Here is a 21632-nt window from a genome sequence, read left to right on the forward strand (position 1 = left end):
CACGCCCGAGGCGGTGGCCAACCCGACACCGGCGACACGTCGCCCGGTCGACAGCGTCGGCGGTGCCGGTGGTGCCGCCGTCCCGGCGCTGCTCACTCCTGCTCGGCCAGCGGGCGTCCGTCGAAGTCGACAGCCGAGTAGAGGGCGAGCTTCTCCAGGCGGTGATACGAGTCGATCACCCGGATCGTGCCGCTCTTGGAACGCATCACGATCGACTGGGTGTACGCCCCGCCGGAGCGGTAGCGCACGCCGCGCAGCAGGTCGCCGGAGGTGACACCGGTGGCCACGAAGAAGCAGTTGTCGCCGGTGACCAGGTCGTCGGTGAACAGCACCCGGTCCAGGTCGTGCCCGGCGTCCAGCGCCTTGCGGCGCTCGTCGGAGTCCTTCGGCCAGAGCTTGGCCTGCATCATGCCGCCCATGCACTTGAGCGCGCAGGCTGCCGTGATGCCCTCCGGGGTGCCGCCGATGCCCATCAGCACGTCCACGTCCGACTCGCCGCGGGCCGCCGCGATGGCGCCCGCGATGTCCCCGTCGGAGATGAACCGGATCCCGGCGCCGGTACGCCGGATCTGCTTGACCAGGTCGTCGTGGCGCGACCGGTCCAGCACGCACACCGTCACCTCGGCGGCGTCGGTGCCCTTGACCTTGGCGATCCGGTTGATGTTCTCGGCCACCCCGGCGTTGATGTCCACCACGTCGGCGTACATCGGGCCGACCGCCAGCTTCTCCATGTAGAAGACCGCGCTCGGGTCGAACATCGCCCCGCGCTCGGCCACCGCGAGCACTGCCAGCGCGTTCGGCATGCCCTTGCTCATCAGCGTGGTGCCGTCGATCGGGTCGACCGCCACGTCCACCTCGGGGCCGGTCCCGTCGCCGACCTCCTCGCCGTTGAACAGCATCGGGGCGTTGTCCTTCTCGCCCTCGCCGATCACCACGACGCCGCGCATCGGAATCGAGTTGATCAGCTTTCGCATGGCGTCGACTGCTGCGCCGTCGCCGCCTTCCTTGTCGCCCCGGCCGACCCAGCGGCCCGCGGCCATCGCCGCGGCCTCGGTGACCCGGACCAGATCGAGGGCGAGGTTGCGGTCGAGATCCTGGGGCGTCCGCGTCCTGGTGGTTGTCATGGCGGCCTCCTCGCGACGTTGCGGGGTGGGACCGGCGGCCACCGCCGCCGGTTTTGTCGCTGATCCTCACACGATCTCAGGTTCGCCGTCCCGGCGGGGCGGAGGAGGCCAGGATCACGTCACCCGGTGGGCTGCGACAATGACCGGGTGGAAGCCGCACAGCCTGCCGACCGCACACCGACCGACGCCACCCCGCCGCAGGGACAGCCGCCCGTCCGACCGGACGGCGGCCCGGCCCCGTCCGAGGGTCAGCCCGCGCTCGTCGCGGACCAGGGTGAGCCGGCCGCCGTGGCGGACACCCCCGCGCCGCCCGCCGGCAAGGCGAAAGGCCGGTCCGAGCGGTCGCCGAAGGACATGGCGCTGTCCCTGCTGATCCTGCTGGTCCCGATCGCGCTGCTGCTCGCCTTCTACCGGGGCTTCCTCGGCGGCGACTCACCGGTCACCGTCGACCCGGCGCCCGCGCTGGAGCAGGCCCGCTCGGCGAACGCCTTCCCGGTCGCCGAGCCGACCGGGCTGGGCGACGACTGGCGTACGGTCAACGCCCGCTTCCGGACCGAGGCGGACGGCTCGACGCTGCGGATCGGGTACGTGACGCCGGAGGGCCGGGGCGCGCAGCTCGTGGAGAGCAACGTCCCGGCGGAGAAGCTGCTGCCGGCCGAGCTGACCGAGGGGCAGCCGCAGGGAGCGGCCGACCTGCCCGGCGGGCTGAGCTGGCAGCGCTACACCGCACGCGGCAACGAGCACGCGCTCGTCCTGCTGGAGCCGAACCGCACGGTGATCGTGGTGGGTGACGCGGGCGAGACGGAGCTGCGCAAGCTCGCCACCTCGCTGCGCTGACGTCCACCCTCCGGGTGACGCGGGATTGCGGAACCCCGCTTGCGGGAACAGAAGGGACATCGAGCCCGGACGACCCACCTGGAGAGGTTGACGTGAAGATACGACGCTTCAGCGCCACCGCGTTCGCCGCGGCGCTGCTCATTCCCGGCCTGGCGGCCTGCAACGGCAACGGGACGACGTCCGACGCCTCCGCGACCCCGAGCGCCTCCGGCAGCGTCGCACCGAGCGCCACGGCGTCCAGCAGCGCGGCCAAGCAGGCTCTGCTCGACTCCACTAACGCGATCCGCGAGGGGAACTTCAAGTTCTCCATGACCGGCGCGGGCTCCACCGCCGAAGGGCAGGTGCACGAGCCGAGCCAGAGCGCCGACATGCGGATGACCATCGGCGACCCGTCGTCGGACCTGATGATGAAGCTGGACCTGATCCACGCGAAGCCGGACAGCTGGGTGAAGCTGGAACTCGGCGGCACGGCGGCCGCGCAGATCCCCGGCGTGAAGAACCTCAACACCGGCAAGTTCCACCACCTCGACCAGAACCGGATCAAGGGCAACCGGGCGCTGGGCTTCGACTTCGAGAAGCTCGACCCGGCCGGCAGCGCCGTGCTGACCCAGGGCATCACCGAGGTGCGGCAGACCGGCGAGGGCGCATACGAGGGCACCGTCGACGTGTCGAAGGCCGCCGAGGCGGGCTCACTCGACCCGGCCGTGATCACCGCGCTCGGGGCGCAGGCCCAGTCGGTACCGTTCACCGCCAAGGTCGACACGCAGGGCCGGCTCAGCGAGATGGTGCTCAAGATCCCGGCCGCCGGCCAGAGCGCCGCGCAGGACCTGAAGATCACCTACACCGACTACGGCAACGCGGCGCCGGCCCAGAAGCCCTCGGCCGACCAGGTCGTCGAGGCCCCCGCCGAGCTGTACAACCTGTTCAACTGACGCCCTCGGTGGGGTTCTGCGCTCGCGTGGAACCCCACCGCAGGCTCCCTGGCCGGGTCAGTCCTCGGCGCGCTGGCGGGTGGCGTCGATGCGGGCGCGAGCGCCGTCCAGCCAGCGCTGGCACACCCCGGCGAGGTGCTCGCCGCGCTCCCAGAGGGCCAGCGACTCCTCCAGCGAGGTGCCGCCCGCCTCCAGCCGCTCCACCACCGAGGCCAGCTCGGCGCGGGCCTGCTCGTAGCTGAGCTGTTCGTCCTGTTTCGTCCCGGTCATCGTCTCTCTTCCCTCAGCCGTCGACGGTGGCGGTCAGCTCGCCCTCGGCGAGGCGTACCCGCAGTGGATCGCCCTTGGCCACCTCGGAGGCCGCGCGGACGACGTGGCCGTCGGCGCGTTGCACGATCGCGTAGCCGCGCTCCAGCGTGGCCGCCGGGGACAGCGCGCGCAGCCGGGCCAGCGTGTGCCGCAGGTCGTCGGTGGCGCCCCGCAGCCGGTGCTCCAGGGACCGGCCGGCGCGGTCGCGCAGCGCGGACACGTCCACCGCCCGCTGCTCGACCATCACCTGCGGCCGGGCCAGCACCGGACGGGACCGCAGCAGGTCGATCCGGTGCTGCTCCCGGTCGACCAGGTGACGGACGGCCCGTTCGAGCCGGGACCGGGCCTGGCCGATCAGCCGGACCTCCTCGGTCAGGTCCGGCACGATGCGCTTCGCCGCGTCGGTGGGGGTGGAGGCGCGCACGTCGGCCACGTAGTCGAGCAGCGGCGCGTCCGTCTCGTGGCCGATCGCGCTGACCACGGGCGTGCGGCAGGCGAAGACGGCCCGGCACAGCGCCTCGTCGGAGAAGGGCAGCAGATCCTCGATGCCGCCGCCGCCCCGGGCGATGACGATCACGTCGACCGCCGGGTCGGCGTCGAGCACCTTGAGCGCGCCGACGATGTCGGGCACCGCGCTCGGCCCCTGCACCGCCACGTTGATCGTGCGGAAGTCGACGGCGGGCCAGCGGCGGCGGGCGTTGGTCAGCACGTCCCGCTCGGCCGCCGAGGCGCGGCCGGTGATCAGGCCGACCCGGCCCGGCAGGAACGGCAGCCGCCGCTTGCGGGACCGGTCGAACAGGCCCTCGGCGGCGAGCAGCTTCTTGAGCTTCTCCAGCCGGGCCAGCAGCTCACCGAGGCCGACCTGGCGGATCTCGTCGGCGCGCAGGCTGAGCGTGCCCCGCGCGGCGTAGAACTCGGGCTTGGCGTGCAGCACCACCCGGGCGCCCTCGCGCAGCTCCGGCGCGCCCGCGTCCAGAACGTCGCGGTTGGTGGTGACGGTCAGGCTGAGGTCGGCCGACGGGTCGCGCAGCGTGAGGAAGACGGTGCTCGCGCCGGGCCGGCGGCTGATCTGCGCCACCTGACCGTCGACCCAGACCCAGCCCAGGCGGGCGATCCAGGCGCCGACCTTCTGGCTGACCACCCGGACCGGCCACGGCTCCTCCGGCGTGCTCCGGCCGTCCGGGGCGCTCTGCCCGTTCGGCGTGCTCCGGCCGTCCGCGGTGCTCCGCCCGTCGTCTCCCGCGCTCACCCGCCCACCCTACGGCCCGGGACCGACAGCGCCCGCGTGCGCCTCGCGGCCGCTGCCGCGCGGGAGAGCGGCACGTACGATGGGCGGGTGACTGATGCTGAGACGACTCCCCGGACCGGCAAGCGCGTGCTCCTGGCCAACCCCCGCGGCTACTGCGCGGGCGTGGACCGGGCGGTGCAGACCGTCGAGGAGGCGCTGAAGCTCTACGGCGCGCCGATCTACGTGCGCAAGCAGATCGTGCACAACAAGCACGTGGTGCGCACGCTGGAGGCCCAGGGCGCGATCTTCGTGGAGGAGAACGAGGAGGTGCCGGAGGGCGCCACCGTCATCTTCTCCGCCCACGGCGTGGCCCCCGAGGTGTACGAGCAGGCCAGGCAGCGCTCGCTGCGGGCGATCGACGCGACCTGCCCGCTGGTCACGAAGGTGCACCACGAGGCCCGCCGGTTCGCCGCGCAGGACTACGACATCCTTCTCATCGGCCACGAGGGGCACGAGGAGGTCATCGGCACCGCCGGTGAGGCGCCCGCCCACATCCAGCTCGTCGACGGCCCGGACGGGGTCGACAAGGTCACCGTGCGCGACCCCGAGAAGGTGGTCTGGCTCTCCCAGACCACGCTGTCGGTGGACGAGACGCTGGAGACGGTGGCCCGGCTCAAGAAGCGGCTGCCGCTGCTCCAGTCGCCGCCCAGCGACGACATCTGCTACGCGACCTCCAACCGCCAGCACGTGGTCAAGGAGATCGCCCCCGAGTGCGACGTGGTGATCGTGGTCGGCTCGCGCAACTCCTCGAACTCGGTCCGGCTGGTCGAGGTGGCGCTCGACGCCGGGGCGCGCGCCGGCTACCTGGTCGACTTCGCGCACGAGATCGAGGACGCCTGGCTGACCGGCGCCGGCACGGTCGGTGTGACCTCCGGTGCGAGCGTGCCGGACGAGCTGGTCCAGCAGGTGCTCACGCACCTGGCCGAGCGCGGCTTCGGCGACGTCGAGGAGGTCACCACCGCGGACGAGCGGCTGACGTTCTCGCTGCCGCAGGAGCTCAAGCGCGACATGAAGGCCGCCGCCGCGGCCCGCGGCTGACCGGGAACGGATCGGCCGTCCGCCGCGTCCAATCGACCATGAAGACTCCTCGTACGGTGCTCGTCGCACTGCTCGCCGGTCTCGCGCTGACCGCCTGCGCCGCACCCGGCGACGGGTCCGCCGATTCCAGCCCGAGCCCCAGCCCGAGTACGACGGGAGCCGCCCCGGTGACCAGCCAGCCCGACCCCGGCACCAGCCCGAGCCGTCCGGGCCCCTCCTGGAAGGGCGGCCCGTCGACCCCGCCGGGTGTCGGCGGCACCGTCATCAGCGGCACCGTGCAGGCCGGCGTCGAGCCGAACTGCCTGCTGCTCGACGGCCACCTGCTCGTCGGTGGCCCGCGCGACGTGCTCAAGGCCGGCGCCCGGGTCGAGGTCACCGGTCGTCCCGAACCGGGCATGATGACCACCTGCCAGCAGGGCACCCCGTTCGTGGTCGAGTCCGCCCGCCCCGCCTGACGACGACGCGAAGGAGCCCCGCCCCCTGCGAGAGGGGACGGGGCTCCGTCGTGTCAGCGGCTCAGTTGACCGCGAGGATCTCCACCGAACCGCGGCCGACGACCGCGCCCTCGGTGGTGGTCACGGCCATGTCGCCGTACAGCTCCCGGCCCTCGGCCGGGGTGGACAGGGCGGTCACCGCACCGGTGAGGGTGGCGGTGGCGCCGTTGGCCAGGGACAGCGGCGTGGACGGCGCGGAGAGCGTGCCCAGCGCCGGGGACGCGAACGAGTCCCGGTAGTCGTACGCGGTGGTCGGGTCGCTCATCGAGTAACCGTCCACCACGACCCGGTAGGTGCCGGGAGTCGGGTTGGTCAGCGTGACCGCCTCCTCCGAGTCACCGTCGGCCGACTGCCCCACCTGGGTGGTGCCGCGGAAGACCGTCAGGTCCAGGTCGGCGCTCAGGTCGGACGGGTTGCCGATCCGGGCGGTGAACGAGGTGGCGCCCGCGGGCACCTCCACCACGTACTCCTGGGTCGCGCCCTCGGTGATGCTGGGCCGCTCGGCCCGGACGCTCGCCAGCGGGCCGCCGACGCCGGTCACCTGGACCGGGCCGAAGGTGTTGGTCAGCTTCCAGCTCACCGGGGCCGGGGTGCCCGCGGTGACCGACGGGAGCTGGACCACGGCCGGCTCCACCTTGACGCCCTGCACGCGGGCCTGGAGCCGGAACGGGTTGTCCAGCGCCGGCGAGGTGCGACGCGCCTCCACCTCGATCTCCCACACGCCCGGCAGCGGGTTCTGGTAGTCCCGCTCCTGCGGCTTGCAGACCGCGGCGTCGGAGAAGTTGGTGTAGCAGGCGGTGCTGGCGGTGCTCTCGACCGGCACGCCGTACGGGTTGATGGCGATGAACCGGGTCTGCGAGCCGGTCGCGATGCCGGACAGGTTGACCTGGAGCGCGCCCGCACCCGGCGGCACGGTCACGAAGTACGACCGGAAGCCGTTGCGCTCGACCGAGCCGTCGGTCGAGAACGAGTACGCCGGAGCGGACGCCGCGTTCGAGGCGATCACGACGGTGGCGACCTCGAAGTCGACCACGTTGGTGGCCGGGTCGTCGACGGTCATGATGGCGCCGTGCGCGCCGGCGGTCATCGGCTTGGCCTTCACCTTGACCGTCACGGTCTTGTTCAGCGGCAGCCAGACCACCTTGGGGGCGCTGTAGGTGCCGTCGTTGCCGCGGAAGGCGACCTCGTGCTTGATGCCCTTGTTCGGGCCGCTGGTGCGGGTCAGCTTCACCTCGTAGTGGCGGCTCTCCTTGACCTTCTGGCCACCACGGTCGGCGGCGCAGCGGTTGTAGAGGCCGGTGCCGACGTTCGGGTTCGGCACGAACGTGCCGGAGGCCCGGTCGTAGCGGGTCAGGTTCGGCGACAGCTCGGTGCAGACCGGCGCCTCGGAGGTGTAGGTGCGGGTCGGCACGCCCTTGGCGAGCAGGCTCCACGCGCCCGGGACGTCGAACATGCCGTAGCCCTGCGCGTACGTCGGGACGCCGGTGATCGGCTTGGCCGCGGTGTAGACGGCCCGGCGCAGCGCGGCCGGGGTGACGCCCTTGCCGGTCGCCTTAGCGGCCGACAGCAGCAGCGCGGCGGCGCCGGTGGCCTGCGGGGCGGCCATCGAGGTGCCGTTGAGCATCTGGTAGCCCGGAGGCAGCGGGTAGCCCGCCTCCGGCACCGGGTTGCCCGGCTGCCAGGTCGGCGCGGTGGAGATGGCCGAGCCGGGGGCGGTGATGTTCGGCTTGAAGCCGCCGTCCTCACGCGGGCCGCGCGAGGAGAAGTTGAACAGCGCGTTGTCCTTGCGGACCACCGAGCCGTAGTTGGCCAGCCAGGTGTCCTTGCTGATGTTCGCCGCGACGCTCACCACGTCGGTGGCGACCGACGGGTCGCCGACCGTGTTCACGCCCGGACCGGAGTTGCCGGCCGAGATGAACAGCTGCACGCCGTACGTGTTGATCAGGTCGTTGTAGAGGACCGCGCGGGCGTTCGAGCCGTCGTTGAGCGCGGGCAGGCCACCGATCGACATGTTCACCACGTCGACCTTGCGGTTGATCACCAGGTCGGCCATGCCGGTGGTGAGCGCCGCCGCGGTGCAGCCGCCACCCCACGAGCAGGCGCGGGCGGAGACCAGCTTGGCGCCCGGGGCGGCACCGTCGAAGGCGCTGTTGCCCAGCATGTCGTTGGCGGCGGTGATGCCGGCGACGTGGGTGCCGTGGGTGCTCTCGATGATGCCGATGTTGACGTAGTCGACCAGGCCGGGGCCGCCGACCGGGGCGGTGTTCACGTTGCGCCGGTACTCGACCACGAACGGGATCTGCTCGCGTACGGCGGTGGCCGGGTTGTCGGTGCCGAAGTGGCCGACCTGGAACTGCTCCTTGTACGGCCGCATCACCTCGTCGTCGGTGAAGTCGTTGTTCTGGTTCGCGTCGACGCGCACGTCACCGGTGGTGGGGTTGTAGAGCACGCCCCAGAAGTCGGTGGTGTCGCCGTCGCGGTTGAGGTCACCCCGGGCGTCGCTGTTCGCGGTGATGTTCTCGCGGAAGACGTTGAACCGGTAGTTGCCGGCCGGCGCCGCCCAGGTGCCGAGCGAGGTGGTGAACGAGGGGCCGCTGACCTCGGTCAGCATCGGCCGCCAGGAGGCGTCCTCCAGCGGATCGGTGGCGGTGACCCAGTCGACGATCTTGCGTTCGCCGGTGGTGGTCGTCTGGAGCGCCGGCTGGTCGAGGTCCACACCGGAGTCCATGATGCCGATCGTGACGCCGCGGCCGTCCCACTGCGGGTTCGCGGCCTTGAAGGCCTCCGCGCCGGTCTCGTTGGTCGGCATGTACGGGTTCACCGCGCCGGTGTCGTCGCCCGGCCCGGCCAGCGCCTGCGCCTGGGCGGCGGTCTTCGCGCCCTTCGGTGCCGCCTCGGGCGCCGGGTCGGGGAGCTTGATGGTCTCGTCCAGGTCGACGGCGGCGACACCGGGCAGCGTGGCGGCCTTGAGCGCCTTCGCGGTGGGGACCTTCGCCAGCACGTAGCCGATCTGGTCGTACCGCTGGCTGACGGTGGCGCCCAGGCCGGTCAGGCCGTCGACGACCTTCTTGGCCGAGCCCTTCTTCGCCGCGATGATCATCGTGACGGTCGGCGCGTTCTTCGCCTCCGCCTCGTCGAGCAGCTTGGCGTCGTGTGCGCCCAGTGCCTTCGCGGCGGTCGGCTGCGAGGGTTGGGTGGCGGGGGCGGCGCTCGCGGTGCCGGCGCCACCCCCGACGGTCAGGGCGCCGGCTGCGAGGACCGAGGCCAGGAGCGCGGCGGACGGTCGCCGGCTGCGCGTGCGGGGTTTACTCAACGTTCTCTTCCTCCAGAGAACAGGGCCCTCAAGGGGCAGGGCACGTGTGACGGTGATCCTGCGTGTCACGGCGACATGTGTCACTACCCGGCCTGGGTTTGTGATCAGTCCGTGACAAGAATCGGTCTACGTCATCACGTGCGGCGTGTTAGGCGTCGACGTCCGTCGACCTCTCGGCCGATGTGGACGGCGCGCCCAGCAGCTCGGGTGCCTGCGGCTGCCTCGGTGCCAGCTCGACCTGCGCCGGCGCGGCCAGCTCGTCGTCGGAGACGCCCAGCTCGGCCAGCTTGCGGGCGCTCACGAGCACCCGCGCCTCCAGCGAGCCCACCGCCCGGTTGTACGCGGTCACCGCCCCGCTCAGCGAACTACCGAGCTTGCCGACGTGGTCGCCGAGTGTGGACAGCCGCCCGTACAGCTCGCGGGCCAGCGAGTGGACGGTGGCGGCGTTGCGCGCCAGCGCCTCCTGCCGCCACGAGTAGGCGACGGTGCGCAGCAGCGCCACCAGCGTCGCCGGCGTGGCCAGCACCACGTTGCGGGCGAATGCGTGCTCCAGCAGGGACGGGTCGCGTTGCAGCGCCACGTCGAGGAACGGGTCGGCCGGCACGAACAGCACCACGAAATCCGGCGTCTGGTCGAACGCCGACCAGTAGGACTTGGCGGCCAGGCCGTCCACGTGCGCGCGCAGGTGGCGGGCGTGCGCGTCCAGGTGGGTGTCGCGCCCGCGCTCGTCGCGCGCCTCCATCGCGGTCAGGTACGCGTCGAACGGCGCCTTCGCGTCCACCACCACCGTCCGGCCGCCGTGCAGGCGCACCACCAGGTCGGGGCGTACCCCCTGGTGGTCGGTCGCGGCGGTGACCTGCTCGCTGAAGTCGCAGTGCTCCAGCATGCCGGCGGCCTCGACGATCCGGCGGAGCTGGTGCTCGCCCCAGCGGCCCCGGACCTGCGGCGCGCGCAGCGCGGCGACCAGCTGCTTGGTCTCGGTGCGAAGCTCGCCGGAGACGGCGCTCATGGACCGCACCTGCTCGCGCAGCTCGGCGTACGCGTCGACCCGGTCGCGCTCCAGCTCCGCCACCCGCTGCTCGTAGCGGCGCAGCGTGTCGTGCAGCGGCGCGACCGCTCGGGCCACCGCCTCCTGGGACTGCGCGGTCGCCTCGTAGCTGAGCGCCCGCATGGACTGCTCCAGCCGGCCCTCGCCGGCCCGGGTGGCGGCGAGTGTCGCCTCCAGGCGGGCGATGTCGGCCGCCGCGCGTGCCCGCGCGGCCAGCCAGCCCACCGCGCCGCCCGCGGCGAGGCAGAGCACCACCACGGCCAGCGTCGCAAAGCTCATGGCCAAGAGCTTGCCAAACGGGTACGACGAGCGCCCGGTGGGTACGTTCGAGTCATGGAGTTCGCGTTGTGGCTGGTCCTGATCCTGCTGCTCGGAGGTGCGTTCGTGTTCTGGCGGAGGGGGAGCAGATCGCGTCGGTCCAACGAGCTGGCCGACGCCCGCGCCGAGGCGCAGCGCTGGTACGAGCGGCTCGGCGGCCAGCTGATGAACCTGCACGGCGACGCCCCGGCGGTCCGCCAGGCGCTCGCCGACGCCGGTGAGCGGTACAACGCAGCCGGTTCGCAGCTGGAGCAGGCGACCACGCCGCGCCAGTTCGGGCTGGCCCGGGAGACCGCGCTGGAAGGGCTGGCGTACATCCGGGCGGCGCGGACCGCGATGGGCATCGACCCGGGCCCGGAGCTGCCACCGCTCGCCGCCGCCCAGGGTGCCGGCGCGCTCACCAAGGAGCGCCAGGTCGACGTGCAGGGGCAGACGTTCCGGGCCGGCCCGCAGCCGGGGAACTCGACGCCCTACTACTACCCCGGTGGGCGGTTCCAGGGGCGGCCGGTGCCGGCCGGCTGGTACTCCACGCCGTGGTGGAAGACCGCGCTCGGTGCGGGCGTCGGTGTGGTCGGCGGTCTCCTGATCGCGGACGCGCTGTTCTCGCCCGCGTTCGCCGACCCCGGGTACGACGCCGGCTATCAGGAGGGCTTCGGCGACGGTCAGGATTTCGGCGACCAGGGCGGTGACATGGGCGGCGGCGACATGGGCGGCCAGGGCGACTACGCCGGTGGCGACTTCGGTGGCGGCGGCGACTTCGGCGGCTTCGGCGGTGGCGACTTCGGTGGTGACTTCGGCGGCGGCGACTTCTAGCCGGGCCCGGCGGCGCCCTCGCTCGCACGAGGGCCCCGCCCGGGAAGATCAGCCGGTGTTGCGCATGCCGGCGGCGATGCCGTTGACGGTGGTCAGCAGCGCCCGCTCCAGCGCCGTACCGTCGTTCGGGGCACGCCGCCCGCCCGGCGCGGTCACCACCGCGCGTCCGGCGGCGCCGGATTCGCGGTACTGCCGCAGCAACGCCACCTGAAGGTGGTGCAGCGGCTCCAGGTAGGTGTCCCGCACGGCGAGCGTGCGCTGGAGCACCGGCGAGTTGTCCAGCAGCGCGGGTGAGGCGGTGACCGCCAGCACCTCCTGCTTGGTCAGCTCGTACTCCTGCTCGATCTTGTCGAAGATCGGGTGCAGCTTCTTCGGCACCAGCGTCTCCACGTAGCGCCGGGCGATGCCCAGGTCGGTCTTGGTCAGCATCATCTCGACGTTCGACAGGAACGTGCGGAAGAAGTGCCAGTTCCGGTTCATCTCGGCGAGCACGTCGGCCAGCCCGGCCGCCCGCGCGGCGGCCAGCCCGGAGCCCACGCCGAACCAGCCCGGCACGATCTGCCGGGTCTGCGTCCAGCCGAACACCCACGGGATGGCGCGCAGGCCGGACAGGCCCGCGCCGGTGTTCGGGCGCTTCGCCGGCCGGGAGCCGATGTTCAGCGCGCCGAGCAGCTCGGTCGGGGTGGAGGCCCAGAAGTACGCGGGCAGGTCCGGGTCCTCGACCAGCGACCGGTACGACCGGAACGCCGAGGCGGACACCGCGTCCATCGCCGCGTCCCAGCGCTCCAGCATCTCGGCCGGCTGCCGGGGAGCGGTGTGCAGCAGTGTGGCCTGGAGCACCGCCGCCACCGTCAGCTCCAGGTTCTCCCGGGCCAGCGCCGGCAGCGTGTACTTGTCGGAGATGACCTCGCCCTGCTCGGTCACCTTGATCGCGCCGTCGAGCGTGCCGTACGGCTGCGCCAGGATCGCGTCGTGCGTGGGGCCGCCACCCCGGCCGACGGTGCCACCCCGTCCGTGGAACAACCGCAGGTGTACGCCGTGCCGCGCGGCGACGTCCCGCAGCGCGCGCTGCGCCCGGTGGATGGACCACTGGCTGGTGGTGATGCCCGCCTCCTTGTTGGAGTCGGAGTAGCCGAGCATCACCTCCTGCACGTCGCCCCGGGCCGCGACGAGCGCCCGGTACGCGGGCAGCGACAGCAGCTCGTCCAGCAGCTCACCACCGGTGTTCAGCTCGGCCGGCGTCTCCAGCAGCGGCACGATGCCGATCCGGGCGCGCCCGGAGTGCACGTCCACCAGGCCGGCCTCGCGGGCCAGCACCACGGCGGCGAGGACGTCGTCCACGCCGAGCGTCATCGAGATGATGTACGACTCGATGACCTCGGGGCCGAACCGGTCCTGCGCCTCCCGGATCGCCGCGAACACGTCGAACGTCTTGCGGGCCGACTCGGTGAGCGGGCTGTCCTGCGTGGAGAGCGGACGCCGGCCGGTCAGCTCGTCGGCGAGCAGCTTGGTGCGCTCCAGCCGGGACAACGCGGGGTAGTCGGAGACCTCACCGACCGCCTCGTAGAGCTGGGCCAGCACCTCGTGGTGCTTCTCGGCGTGCTCCCGGATGTCCATGGTGGCCAGGTGCAGGCCGAACGCGGACACCGTACGGATGGCCGAGGCGAGCCGTCCCACGGCGGTGAGCTGGCCGGAGTTGCGGGCCAGCGACGCGCGCAGCAGCTCCAGGTCGGCGATCAGCTCGGTCGAGCCCCGGTAGTCCCGCCCCGGCACGTGCGGGGTGCCGGCGCGCAGCCGCTCGCGGGTGTTGGCGAGTTTCGCCTTCACGCACCGCGCCTTGAGCCGGTACGGCTCCTCCGCGTTGACCCGGCGGAACCGGGGTGCCACCTCGGGCAGCGCGTCCAGGTCCTTGGCCAGGCTGGCGGACAGGTCGAGCGACACCGCGCGCAGCCGCCGGGAGACGCTGACCTCGGTGATCAGCTCGTCCATCGCCTTCTCGGTGGCGGCGATGCCGTGCTCGTGCTGGATGCGCAGCACCTCGCGGGTGACCACCGGCGTGACGAACGGGTTGCCGTCGCGGTCGCCGCCGATCCAGGTGCCGAACGTCAGCGGGCGGGACGTCGGCGACGTCTCCACGCCGAGCGTGCGCAGCGTGTCGGCGAGGTCGTCGAGGACCTGCGGCGCGGCCTCGGCGTACAGGTCCCGCAGGTAGTAGATCGCGTTGCGCGCCTCGTCGGTCGGGTCCGGCCGGTCCAGTCGCAGCTCGTCGGTCTGCCACATGAGATCGAGCAGTTCGGCCAGGCGGCGGTTGGCCGGACCCTCGTCGCTGGCGCCGTAGAGGATCGCGTTGGCGGTCTCGGTGTCCAGCTCGTCGGCGACCGCGCGCAGCTTGGACAGGATGGACCGGCGGGCCGCCTCGGTGGGATGGGCGGTGAAGACCGGGCGTACGGCCAGCCGGCGGGCCGCCGCGGCGATCTCCTCGGCCGGTACGCCCCGCTCGGCGATCATCTTGGCCGCCTGGTCCAGCCAGCCGCCGTGGGTGGCGCGGCGGCGGCGCAGGTCCCGGGCGCGGTGCACCTGCTCGGTGATGTTCGCCAGGTGGAAGTAGGTGGAGAAGGCGCGGGCCAGCTTCGTGCCGGTGGTGACGTCGAGCCCGGCGAGGCGCTGCGCGGCGGCCGGCGCGTCGGAGCGGACCTGGGCGCGGATCTCCTCGACCAGGTCGAGCAGCGGCCGGCCCTCCTGACGGGCCAGGGTCTGCCCGAGCAGCGTGCCGAGTCGGCGGATGTCGGCCCGGAGAGCGGCGTCGGGGCCGTCGTGGTCGTGCTGGTCGGTCACGGTTGCGCTCCTTACGCGAGGACGAAGGACAGCGCTGTCCGACTCCTCTGGATGGTATCCGCGTGGGCCCGGGGGACAGGAGGGGGACACCGTGATGATCTGCACTCTGGGACGGTTTGCCGGTCAGCCCCGCTCGACGGCGTGCCGACCCGGCTTCGGCCGCCGGTGGGCGCGGAAGACGGTCGCGGTGAGCAGACCGGCCAGCCCGGCGACCACCCAGACCAGCAGCCCGGTCAGCGCCCACCCACCGCCGCGCCAGTCGAAGTAGATCGCCGATTTGAACAGGTCGGTGGCCAGACCGGGCACGTTCCAGCGGTGCATCCCGCGCAGGAACGGCGGCAGGAACTCGGGCGCGTAGATGCCGCCGGATCCGGGGTTGCCGAGCACGACGAGCAGCAGGATCACGATGCCGGTGCCGAGCAGCCCGAGCCAGCCCTGCACGGCGGCCGCGACCATCCCGGCCGCGAACGCGGCGAGCGCGCCGACCACCGCGACCGTCGCCACGCGGTCGGAGAACACGCCCAGGACCGGCCCGACCAGGATCGCCCCGATGACGCCGAGCAGGATCGCGTGCACCGCGAGCGTGGCGATCCGCAGCCCGGCCCGGCGCAGGTCACGCGGGCTCGTGCCGAGCGAGATGCCGAGCGCCGTGGACGCCAGGTAGCCGCCGAGCACCACGCCGACGGCCAGGTAGAACGGGACCAGGCCGCGCGGGTCGTCGGCGGAGACCGGCACGTCGTCGGTGACCTGAAGCGGCACCCCGGCCTGCCGGGCCGCCTCGGTGAACACCTCGGTGACGAGTTCGGTGGCGGCGGGCGCGCCCGCGCTGGCGGTGGCGAGCGTCAGGCCACCCTCCGGGGCGGAGCTGAGCACCGCGTACACCGACCGGTCGTTGAGGCCGTCCTCGGCGGCGCCGCGGCTGTCGTACCCGACGGGTTTGATCACGTCGGTGCGGGCGCGGACGGCGGACATCACGGCCTGGGCCTGCTGGTCGCCGGCGACGACGGCGACCGGCACGTCGCGCGGGTCCGGCTTGTGCAGCGCGCCGACGTAGGCGGCGATGAACGCGCTCGCCAGCGCCAGGGTGCCGAGGATCAGCGCCGCCGTGCGGGGCAGCCAGTCCCGGGTACGCAGCTCCGGCTCGTCGTCCACGGCCTCAGCCTATTGCGGTCATATGCCCGGCTCATGGGGTTTCGTCCGGCGAAAACCGCTGGTCCGGGCCGATAGCGTCGGACCATGACGGTGCCTGTCTATCCCGCCAAACCGAAGCCGGGCGACCGCGTCGCGGTCGTCTCACCCTCCGCCGGCCTGCCAGGTCTCTTCCCCCACGTGTACGAGCTGGGCCTGCGCCGCCTCCGCGACGAGCTGGGGCTGGAACCGGTGGAGTATCCGACCACCCGGATCATGGGCGCCGACCCGCGCGACCGGGCACGTGACCTGACCGCCGCGTTCGCCGACCCGACGATCACCGCCGTGCTGGCCACAGTCGGCGGGGACGACCTGATCACCGTCACGCCCTACCTGGACGACGACGTGCTGCGGGCCAACCCGAAGCCGTACTTCGGCTACTCGGACAACACCAACGTGCTCAACCACCTGTACCGGCTGGGCGTGGTCGGCTACCACGGCGGCTCGGTGCTGGTGCACCTCGGGCGCTCCGGCAAGCCGCACCCGCTCACGCTCGACTCGCTGCGCGCCGCGCTGTTCACCTCCGGCTGGTACGAGCTGACCGCCGCCCCCGAGTGGGGGGACGAGCCGTGCGACTGGCGTGACCCGGCCACGCTGGCCGAGGAGCCGCCGATGTACCCGTCCGAGGGCTGGCGCTGGCACGGCCCGGCCCGGGTGGTGCAGGGCCGGACGTGGGGCGGCTGCCTGGAGATCGTGCACTGGCTGATGGCGACCGACCGGGTTCCGCAGGCCGCCGACCTGGCCGGATCGGTGCTGGTGCTGGAGACGTCCAACGAGCTGCCGCCCGCGCAGGAGGTCTTCCGGATCGTGCGGAACATGGGCGAGCGGGGTCTGCTCGCCGCCGTCCCGGCGATCGTGGTCGGCCGCCCCAAGGCGTGGGACTTCGGCCGGCCGCACTCCGTCGCGGAGCGGCTGGTTTGGGCCGCCGACCAGCGGGAGGCGATCCTGTCGGCACTCGGGCCGTACGCCGCCGACCCGGTCGTGGTGTTCGACGTCGACCTGGGCCACACCGACCCGCAGCTGATCATCCCGTACGGCGGCGAGATCCGCGTCGACGCGGCCGAGCGCCGCATCGCCGTGCGCTACTGAGCCCGCACGAATTTACCTGCGCCGGAGCGTCGAACTCGGCCGCGCCGCTACTCACCCGCCGCTCCATCGGCTGGGTGGAACGTCATGGGTGTCTCCGGCCTGCTTTGGCACCCATGACGTTCCACCCACCGCCGCTTCACCGGCTGAGTGGAACGTCATGGGCGCCTCTGGCGTGGTGTGGCACCCGTGGCGCTCCACCCACCACCTTGGGCGGGACGACCCGCTGGCGGGTGCGGGATCACAAGACGGCGAAGGCGCGCACCGGGAACGTGCCCATGCCGGCCACTCGCGGCGGGGCGGCGGTGAACCGGAAGCCGGTCGGGGGCAGCGCGTCCAGGCCGGTCAGGTGCTCCACGATCGGCACGCCGGCAGCCAGCAGACCGGTGTGCGCCGGCCGCTGACCGGCCGCCGCCGGAGTCATGTCGTCGATGTTGATCGAGTCGATGCCGACGAGTGCCGCGCCCGCCTCGGCCAGCCACTGCGCGCCGTCACCGGTCAGGTAGGGCGCCTCCGGAGCGGCGTACGCGTCGGTGCCGAAGTGCGCGTCCCAGCCGGTGTGCAGCAGCACCGCGCACCCGGCCACGTCGTACGGGGCGAGCATCAGCCGGTCCACCGCCCGCGTACCGGCCGGCACGCGTACCACCAGGCCGGGCAGGTCGGCGAGGCGGTCCAGCGGCACCCCGGTCAGGTCCGGGCCGTCGGCGAAGCGGTGCGACGGCGTGTCCACGTACGTGCCGGTGTTGGCGATCATGTTGATCCGCGCGACGTGGAACTCGACACCCGGCGCGTACCGCCCCCGGGACGCCTCCCGGGTGAGCCACTCGGTGATCGCCGGTCCGGGCCAGCCGGGCAGCGTGACCATGCCTTCGGTGATCACGTGACTCAGCTCGACGACACGCCGCCCGCCACCGCCGGCCGGGGCGGCCACCCCGCGCCCGCCCTTGTGCGGCTCCTCGACGATGCTCCGGTTGGTGATCCGTACCTCGCCGACCATGAGCAGCCCGAGGTGCCGGACCAGCAGCGCGGCCACCTCGTCGTCGGTGACGTCCGGGTGCGGCACGTCCAGCCGGAACCCGTCGGTGCGCAGACCGCCCCCGTTTGCGAAAACCACCTCGGCGTCGAAGACCGCCCGATACTCGACCATCCGCCCACCGCACCACGCCTCCTCGCGAGGCGTCAAGATCCGCAAGCTGGGCGGGCCCGGATTGTCGGGAGAGGGGGATAGGCTCGGACGGTGCACCCCCCGTCCGGCTGGACGCGGGGTCGTCGTCGTGTGTCGATCCGCTGGAAGTGATCACTGATGCTCACCGGACTCTTCTCCGCCGCCCTGGCCGACCCGGGGCTGGCCCGGGCGCGTGACCTGGCGCGCTCCGGTGCCGCCCAGGTCGACGGGCTCGACCTCACCGCCCCCGCCGCGCTGCGTCCGTTCGCGGTGGCCGCGGTCGCCGCCGACGAGCCGGCCGGCGGTGCGGGCCGCCCGGTGCTCGCGGTCACCGCCACCACCCGCGAGGCCGACGACCTGGCCTCCGCGCTGGGCAGCCTGCTGCCGCCGGAGCAGGTCGCGGTCTTCCCGTCCTGGGAGACGCTGCCGCACGAGCGTCTGTCGCCCCGCTCCGACACGGTCGGGCGACGCCTCGCCGTGCTGCGCCGGCTGGCCCACCCGGACGCCACCGACGCGCACGGCCGCACCGAGCCGCTGCGGGTCGTCGTCGCGCCGGTCCGGTCGCTGCTCCAGCCGCAGCTCAAGGGCCTCGGCGACCTGGAGCCGGTGCAGCTCGCCGCCGGTGACGAGGCCGACCTGGAGGAGGTCGCCCGCCGGCTCACCGACATGGCGTACGCCCGGGTCGACCTGGTCACCAAGCGCGGCGAGTTCGCCGTACGCGGTGGCATCCTGGACGTCTTCCCGCCCACCGACGAGCACCCGTCCCGGGTCGAGTTCTGGGGCGACGAGGTGGAGGAGATCCGCACCTTCGCGGTCGCCGACCAGCGCACCATCGAGGGTGTCGCGCAGCTCTGGGCGCCGCCGTGCCGGGAGCTGCTGCTGACCCCTTCGGTGCGGAAGCGGGCCGCCGCGCTCGCCGCCGAGCACCCCGAGCTGGCCGAGATCCTGGACAAGCTGTCCGAGGGCATCCCGGTCGAGGGGATGGAGTCGCTGGCCCCCGCCCTGATCGGCGCCGACGCGCTGGAACTGCTCGTCGACTGCATGCCAGCCGGCACCCACGTACTCCTCTGCGACCCCGAGCGCATCCGCACCCGGGCGCACGACCTGGTCCGTACCTCTGAGGAGTTCCTCCAGGCCAGCTGGGCCGCGGCCGCCGTCGGCGGCCAGGCCCCGGTCGACCTCGGCGCCGCCGCCTTCAAGACCCTGGCCGAGGTACGCACGACGGCCCGCGCCCTGCGCCAGCCCTGGTGGACGCTCGCGCCGTTCGGCCTGGTCGAGGCGGACGCGGCACCGGCCCGGCAGCCCTGGGAGGACGAGCCCACCGAGGTCGACGTCACCCCCGACGACGCCATCGCGGTGAGCCTGGCCGCCCAGCCGGCGCCGCTCTACCACGGCGAGACCGCCCGGGTGGTCGACGACCTGGTGCGCTGGGCCGGCGAGGGCTGGTCGATCGCGCTCGTCTTCGAGGGGCACGGTCCCGCCCAGCGGGCCGTCGAGGTGCTCCGCGACGCCGGTCTCGGCGCCCGGCTCACCGAGGAGGTGCCCACCGCGCCCGCGCCCGGCGAGCTGCTCGTGTCGTGCGGCTGCCTGACCGCCGGGTTCGTCGACGAGGCGTCGAAGTTCGTGCTGCTCACCGGCAACGACGTCACCGGCGGCCGGGGCACCTCCACCCGCGACATGCGCAAGATGCCCAGCCGGCGGCGCAACACCATCGACCCGCTGGAGCTCAAGGCCGGCGACTTCGTGGTGCACGAGCAGCACGGCATCGGCCGGTACGTCGAGCTGGTGCAGCGCACCGTGAACGGCGCCAGCCGCGAATACCTGGTCATCGAGTACGCGCCGAGCAAGCGTGGCCAGCCCGGCGACCGCCTCTTCGTCCCGACCGACCAGCTCGACCAGCTCTCCCGCTACGTCGGCGGCGAGCAGCCCACGCTGCACAAGATGGGCGGCTCGGACTGGCAGAAGTCCAAGGCCCGGGCGCGCAAGGCGGTCCGCGAGATCGCCGCGCAGCTCATCCAGCTCTACGCCGCCCGCAAGGCGTCCAAGGGGCACAACTTCGGCCCCGACACCCCGTGGCAGCGGGAGCTGGAGGACGCGTTCCCCTGGCAGGAGACGCCCGACCAGCTGGCCGCCATCGAGGAGGTCAAGCGGGACATGGAACAGACCGTCCCGATGGACCGGCTGATCTGCGGCGACGTCGGCTACGGCAAGACCGAGATCGCGGTACGGGCGGCGTTCAAGGCGGTGCAGGACGGCAAGCAGGTGGCCGTGCTGGTGCCGACCACGCTGCTGGTGCAGCAGCACTACAACACGTTCGCAGAGCGGATGAGCCAGTTCCCGGTGTCGATCCGGCAGCTGTCCCGGTTCCAGACGCCGAAGGAGACCGAGCAGACGCTGGAGATGGCCGCCGCCGGCACCGTCGACATCGTCATCGGCACCCACCGGCTGCTCCAGGCGTCCACCCGGTTCAAATCCCTCGGCCTGGTGATCATCGACGAGGAGCAGCGGTTCGGCGTCGAGCACAAGGAGCACCTGAAGACGCTGCGCGCCTCGGTCGACGTGCTCGCCATGTCGGCCACCCCGATCCCGCGCACACTGGAGATGGCGATCACCGGCATCCGGGAGATGTCCACCATCGCCACCCCGCCGGAGGAGCGGCACCCGGTGCTCACGTTCGTCGGCGCGTACGACGACCGCCAGGTGGCCGCGTCCATCCACCGTGAGCTGCTGCGCGACGGTCAGGTCTTCTACCTGCACAACCGGGTCGAGTCGATCGAGAAGACGGCCCGCAAGCTGCGGGAACTGGTGCCGGAGGCCCGGGTCGCGGTGGCACACGGCCAGATGGGCGAGGAGGCGCTGGAGAAGGTGATGGTCGGCTTCTGGGAGAAGGAGTTCGACGTCCTGGTCTGCACCACGATCGTCGAGTCCGGCATCGACATCCCGAACGCCAACACGCTCATCGTGGAGCGGGCCGACCTGCTCGGCCTGGCCCAGCTGCACCAGATCCGCGGCCGGGTCGGCCGGGGCCGGGAGCGGGCGTACGCGTACTTCCTCTACCCGCCGGAGAAGCCCCTCACCGAGAACGCGCACGAGCGGCTGGCCACCATCGCCCAGCACACCGAACTCGGCGCGGGCATGTACGTGGCGATGAAGGACCTGGAGATCCGCGGCGCCGGCAACCTGCTCGGCGGCGAGCAGTCCGGCCACATCGAGGGTGTCGGCTTCGACCTGTACGTGCGGATGGTCGGCGAGGCGGTCTCCGCCTTCAAGGGCGAGAGCACCGAGTCTGGCGATCTGGCGACGGAGGTCCGGATTGATTTGCCGATCGACGCGCACCTGCCGCACGACTACGTGGCCGTGGAGCGGCTGCGCCTGGAGATGTACCGCAAGCTCGCCGAGGCCCGCGACGAGGAGCGCCTGCGCGAGGTGGTGGCCGAGATGACCGACCGGTACGGCGAGCCGCCCGCGCCCGTGCAGAACCTGGTCGCGGTGGCGCGGTTCCGGCTGCTGGCCCGCCGCTACGGGCTGACCGACGTGTCGATGCAGGGCAAGCACATCCGGTTCGGCCCGCTGCCGCTGCCCGACTCGAAGCAGATGCGGCTCAAGCGCTACCACCCGGACTCGGTCTACAAGCAGGCGCTCGACCAGGTCAGCGTGCCCCGGCCGAGCACCCGGCGGATCGGCGGCGAGCCGTTGCGCGACCAGGCGCTGCTGGAGTGGTGCGGTCAGCTCCTGGCCGACGTCCTCGGCAAGCCCGAGGAGTTCGCCGGTGTCGCCCGGTCGGCGGCGGGTGCGCGATGAGGTGGGCGGAGTCACAGGTCCGTACTCGCCGTGAGAGAGTGAC

General features: G+C 72.7%; 15 protein-coding genes. 7 read left to right on the plus strand and 8 right to left on the minus strand.

Annotated features, from left to right (window positions below; genetic code table 11):
* Positions 1-92 precede the first annotated feature (92 nt).
* Entirely contained in the window at positions 93-1124 is a 1032-nt protein-coding gene (glpX, locus tag GA0070562_RS05250) for a class II fructose-bisphosphatase (RefSeq protein ID WP_091415773.1), read from the minus strand.
* Between the two features lie 147 nt (positions 1125-1271).
* On the opposite strand from glpX, the gene GA0070562_RS05255 reads away from it, so the two are divergent.
* Both GA0070562_RS05255 and GA0070562_RS05260 read left to right on the plus strand, forming a co-directional pair.
* Positions 1272-1961 carry a DUF4245 domain-containing protein gene (locus tag GA0070562_RS05255; RefSeq protein WP_175438617.1) on the plus strand — a complete coding sequence of 230 codons (690 nt, stop codon included), beginning with the start codon at positions 1272-1274 and terminating at the stop codon, positions 1959-1961.
* A 92-nt stretch (positions 1962-2053) separates the two neighbouring features.
* Entirely contained in the window at positions 2054-2893 is an 840-nt protein-coding gene (locus GA0070562_RS05260; protein ID WP_091415779.1) for a hypothetical protein, read from the plus strand.
* 57 nt (positions 2894-2950) lie between these two features.
* Here GA0070562_RS05260 and GA0070562_RS05265 read toward each other — a convergent pair whose 3' ends face one another.
* Together GA0070562_RS05265 and xseA are read right to left on the minus strand one after the other, a co-directional pair.
* Entirely contained in the window at positions 2951-3163 is a 213-nt protein-coding gene (locus tag GA0070562_RS05265) for an exodeoxyribonuclease VII small subunit (protein ID WP_091415782.1), read from the minus strand.
* A 13-nt stretch (positions 3164-3176) separates the two neighbouring features.
* Positions 3177-4343, minus strand: coding sequence for an exodeoxyribonuclease VII large subunit (gene xseA, locus GA0070562_RS05270; RefSeq protein WP_217493411.1), 1167 nt, complete (start codon positions 4341-4343; stop codon positions 3177-3179).
* A gap of 195 nt (positions 4344-4538) precedes the next feature.
* On the opposite strand from xseA, the gene GA0070562_RS05275 reads away from it, so the two are divergent.
* Positions 4539-5528: a 4-hydroxy-3-methylbut-2-enyl diphosphate reductase gene (locus GA0070562_RS05275; RefSeq protein WP_175438618.1), complete on the plus strand. Its 990-nt coding sequence runs from the start codon at positions 4539-4541 to the stop codon at positions 5526-5528.
* A gap of 38 nt (positions 5529-5566) precedes the next feature.
* Positions 5567-5983, plus strand: coding sequence for a hypothetical protein (locus GA0070562_RS05280; RefSeq protein ID WP_091415793.1), 417 nt, complete (start codon positions 5567-5569; stop codon positions 5981-5983).
* A gap of 61 nt (positions 5984-6044) precedes the next feature.
* On the opposite strand, the gene GA0070562_RS05285 is transcribed toward GA0070562_RS05280, so the two are convergent.
* Positions 6045-9335 carry a S8 family serine peptidase gene (locus GA0070562_RS05285; RefSeq protein WP_091415796.1) on the minus strand — a complete coding sequence of 1097 codons (3291 nt, stop codon included), beginning with the start codon at positions 9333-9335 and terminating at the stop codon, positions 6045-6047.
* Between the two features lie 148 nt (positions 9336-9483).
* Positions 9484-10662, minus strand: coding sequence for a DNA recombination protein RmuC (locus GA0070562_RS05290; protein ID WP_091415799.1), 1179 nt, complete (start codon positions 10660-10662; stop codon positions 9484-9486).
* A gap of 54 nt (positions 10663-10716) precedes the next feature.
* Here GA0070562_RS05290 and GA0070562_RS05295 point away from each other — a divergent pair, with 54 nt between their 5' ends.
* Positions 10717-11514, plus strand: coding sequence for a hypothetical protein (locus GA0070562_RS05295; RefSeq protein ID WP_091415802.1), 798 nt, complete (start codon positions 10717-10719; stop codon positions 11512-11514).
* Positions 11515-11562: 48 nt separating this feature from the next.
* On the opposite strand, the gene ppc is transcribed toward GA0070562_RS05295, so the two are convergent.
* Both ppc and GA0070562_RS05305 read right to left on the minus strand, forming a co-directional pair.
* On the minus strand, positions 11563-14349 hold the full coding sequence (gene ppc, locus GA0070562_RS05300) for a phosphoenolpyruvate carboxylase (protein WP_091415805.1): 2787 nt from the start codon (positions 14347-14349) through the stop codon (positions 11563-11565).
* A 123-nt stretch (positions 14350-14472) separates the two neighbouring features.
* A complete protein-coding gene (locus tag GA0070562_RS05305) occupies positions 14473-15501 on the minus strand; it encodes a hypothetical protein (RefSeq protein ID WP_091415808.1) in 1029 nt (342 codons plus the stop codon).
* 84 nt (positions 15502-15585) lie between these two features.
* Between GA0070562_RS05305 and GA0070562_RS05310 the strand changes: the two genes are divergently transcribed.
* Positions 15586-16626: a S66 family peptidase gene (locus GA0070562_RS05310; RefSeq protein ID WP_091415813.1), complete on the plus strand. Its 1041-nt coding sequence runs from the start codon at positions 15586-15588 to the stop codon at positions 16624-16626.
* Positions 16627-16864: 238 nt separating this feature from the next.
* Here GA0070562_RS05310 and GA0070562_RS05315 read toward each other — a convergent pair whose 3' ends face one another.
* Entirely contained in the window at positions 16865-17770 is a 906-nt protein-coding gene (locus GA0070562_RS05315; protein ID WP_091415817.1) for a cyclase family protein, read from the minus strand.
* A gap of 156 nt (positions 17771-17926) precedes the next feature.
* On the opposite strand from GA0070562_RS05315, the gene mfd reads away from it, so the two are divergent.
* Positions 17927-21589, plus strand: coding sequence for a transcription-repair coupling factor (gene mfd, locus GA0070562_RS05320; RefSeq protein ID WP_091415820.1), 3663 nt, complete (start codon positions 17927-17929; stop codon positions 21587-21589).
* Positions 21590-21632 lie beyond the last annotated feature (43 nt).

Origin of the sequence: Micromonospora tulbaghiae, assembly GCF_900091605.1 — a bacterium.
GTDB classification, from domain to species: domain Bacteria; phylum Actinomycetota; class Actinomycetes; order Mycobacteriales; family Micromonosporaceae; genus Micromonospora; species Micromonospora tulbaghiae.